The organism is Daejeonella sp. (genome assembly GCF_049655485.1).
Lineage (GTDB): Bacteria > Bacteroidota > Bacteroidia > Sphingobacteriales > Sphingobacteriaceae > Daejeonella.
Window position 1 is genome coordinate 1 of the sequence record NZ_JBASJU010000081.1, and the last position, 3,117, is coordinate 3,117.

A 3,117-nucleotide genomic window follows, 5' to 3' on the forward strand; every position below is an offset into this window, starting at 1 on the left:
TGCTCTAATTGCTGAATGAATTCTGCTTCAAATTCTTTTACCTTGTTTACAGGAACATTACGCATTAGGTTTTTAGTACCTACGTAAAGAATCGCAACTTGCTTCTCAACTGGTTCTGGTGAGAACTGAGCTTGCTTAAGCAATTCCACGTTACGTGCACCTTTATCAAGCACAGACTTAGTAGCTGCATCAAGATCAGATCCGAACTTAGAGAATGCCTCAAGCTCACGGTACTGTGCCTGGTCGAGTTTCAATGTACCTGCAACTTTCTTCATCGACTTGATCTGAGCGTTACCACCTACACGTGATACCGAGATACCTACGTTGATCGCCGGACGAACACCTGCGTTGAATAAATTCGACTCAAGGAAAATCTGACCGTCAGTAATTGAAATTACGTTAGTTGGGATATATGCAGATACGTCACCAGCTTGTGTTTCAATAATCGGCAATGCTGTCAATGAACCACCTCCTTTAACGATATGTCTGATAGATTCCGGAAGATCATTCATTGCTTGCGCGATGGAATCATTCTGGTTAATCTTCGCTGCACGCTCTAGTAAGCGACTATGCAGGTAGAATACGTCACCAGGATATGCTTCACGGCCCGGAGGACGACGAAGTAATAGAGAAACCTCACGGTAAGAAACTGCTTGCTTTGAAAGATCATCATAAACGATCAATGCCGGGCGACCAGTATCGCGGAAGAACTCACCTATTGCAGCACCTGCAAATGGTGCGTAGAACTGCATTGGAGCAGGATCAGCAGCTGAAGCCGCAACGATCACTGTGTATGGCAAGGCACCGTTTTCATCAAGTACCTTTAATATTTGTGCTACCGTAGAGTTTTTCTGTCCAATAGCAACATATATACAGAATACAGGATTTCCTGCTTCGTAAAATTCTTTTTGGTTGATGATTGTATCGATACAAACAGCAGTTTTACCAGTCTGACGATCACCGATCACCAACTCACGCTGTCCACGTCCGATTGGAATCATCGCATCGATAGCCTTGATACCAGTTTGCAATGGCTCAGTGACCGGTTGACGATAGATAACCCCTGGAGCCTTACGCTCTAATGGCATCTCATAAGTTTCGCCTGTAATCGGGCCTTTACCATCGATTGGCTGACCTAATGTATTTACAACACGGCCAAGCATGCCTTCACCAACTTTGATGGAAGCAATTTTATTGGTACGTTTTACTGTATCACCTTCTTTGATCTCATCAAAAGCTCCAAGAAGTACCACACCTACGTTATCTTCTTCAAGATTCAGTACGATACCCTGTAAACCGTTATCAAATTCAACAAGCTCGCCTGATTGAACTTTAGTTAAACCGTATACGCGGGCAATACCGTCACCCACCTGTAACACGGTACCAACCTCTTCGAGTTCGGCTTCTGACTTAAAGCCTGACAGTTGTTGTCTTAAGATCGCCGAAACTTCATCTGGTCTTACCTCTACCATAGTAGTATTTTTTGTTTTTAATGTTGTAAATCTTCATGCTCCCGTCCCCAAATGGAAGCAAACAATCCCGCTAGGGTTGGGGTATATTTTAACTTTGTTCGAATTCTTTTCTAAGCTTATTCAGCTTGCTTGAAATACTGGTATCAAACTGCTTATCTCCAACCTTTAAAATAAATCCGCCGATAAGCTTTGGATCTACAATAGTGGTTAGGATAACTTCGCCTTGAGTCGAAGCTTTAACCACCTCTTCAATTTGTCTGATATTCTCCTGGCTTAATGGAGAAGCAGATGTAACCGTTGCCTTAACAATATTTTTAAGGACATTATATTGTGAGACAAACTCTTTCGCTGTTGCAAATAATATCTCCGCACGTCCCTTCCTGATTACAATCTTGAAAAAAGATAGGATCATTTCGTGAACTTTACCGGAAAACAATCCGTCCAGAATGTTAGCCTTTTTATCAAGGCTAATAATCGGGTTCTTTAAAATTGCCTGCAATTCCGGATTAGCCCTGCAGGTTTCGAGAAACAGTTCGATATCTCCTTTTACTTCCTCAACAGAACTTTGTTCCCCTGCCAGGTCAATTAAAGACTTTGCGTAACGCGATGCAACTTGTATTTCTGACATAATTCAATTTGTCGATTTGTCGATTTGTTAATTAGCCAATTGATAAATGGGCTAATTGACAAACTGTCTAATTGAGTTTAACCTCTTTTAAAAGTTCATTAACCAATTCCTGTTGTCTGTTCTGATCTTCGAATTGCTTGCGCAATACTTTCTCAGCGATATCCAGGGATAAGGTTGAAACCTGATTTTTGATTTCAGCCATCGCAGCCAGCTTTTGGTTGGTTATTTCGGTCTTAGCTGCTTCAATAAGCTTAGCGCCTTCACCTTTTGCTGCATCCTTTGCATCAGTGATGATCTGATCTTTGATCTCTTTAGCTTCTTTTAAAATAGCGTCACGCTCTAAACGTGCCTCTCTTAAAAGCTCTTCGTTCTCATTGATAAGCTTCGCCATCTCTGCCTTCGCCATTTCTGCCTTTGATAAAGCATCTTCAATAGAGCGTTCGCGCTCATCAAGAGCCTGTACGATAGGCTTCCAGGCAAATTTGCTCAAAAGGAAAAACAGTATTAAAAAAGCTACTGTCGACCAGATGAATAAACCCGGATCCGGTGATACTAAAGGATTTAATGCCAGTAATGTCATTATCTTATATTATTTAATAAAATCAATCAAAACAATAAAATAAGGCCGGTGCCAATCGCACAAGCCTTATTTTAATTAGTTTACGTTTCCGGTTCCTAAGAACGCAACAACTACAGCAAATAGAGCAACCGCCTCAACGAATGCCGCCGCGATTAACATAGCTGTTTGAATTTTAGATGCTGCTTCCGGTTGGCGAGCCATTCCTTCCATAGCTTTTCCACCAATGCTTCCGATACCAATGCCTGCTCCGATAGCAGCTAATCCTGCACCAATACCAGCGATACTTCCAACGATCATAATCTGATTTTTAAATATATATTAAACAAAAAAATAAATTCTAATTAATGTTCAGCATGCTCTTCCACCGCCATCCCGATAAACAGGGCTGATAAAATGGTGAAAATGAATGCCTGTATAAATCCTACTACCAGCTCAAT

General features: G+C 41.4%; 4 protein-coding genes. All 4 read right to left on the minus strand.

Translation table 11 applies throughout. From position 1 onward, the window contains the following. Nucleotides 1-1,472, minus strand: a 1,472-nt coding sequence (gene atpA, locus WBJ10_RS03410) for a F0F1 ATP synthase subunit alpha (protein ID WP_424288151.1), incomplete at its 3' end; no start/stop codon positions are given. An 88-nt stretch (nt 1,473-1,560) separates the two neighbouring features. After that, nucleotides 1,561-2,100 (minus strand): ATP synthase F1 subunit delta, encoded by a 540-nt coding sequence (gene atpH, locus WBJ10_RS03415; protein ID WP_424288152.1) that lies wholly within the window; start codon nt 2,098-2,100, stop codon nt 1,561-1,563. 67 nt (nt 2,101-2,167) lie between these two features. After that, nucleotides 2,168-2,680 (minus strand): F0F1 ATP synthase subunit B, encoded by a 513-nt coding sequence (locus WBJ10_RS03420; protein ID WP_424288153.1) that lies wholly within the window; start codon nt 2,678-2,680, stop codon nt 2,168-2,170. Nucleotides 2,681-2,755: 75 nt separating this feature from the next. Then, the gene (gene atpE / locus WBJ10_RS03425; protein WP_424288154.1) at nt 2,756-2,974 is read right to left on the minus strand and encodes an ATP synthase F0 subunit C; all 219 of its coding nucleotides are present in this window, start codon (nt 2,972-2,974) and stop codon (nt 2,756-2,758) included. Between the last annotated feature and the right edge of the window lie 143 nt (nt 2,975-3,117).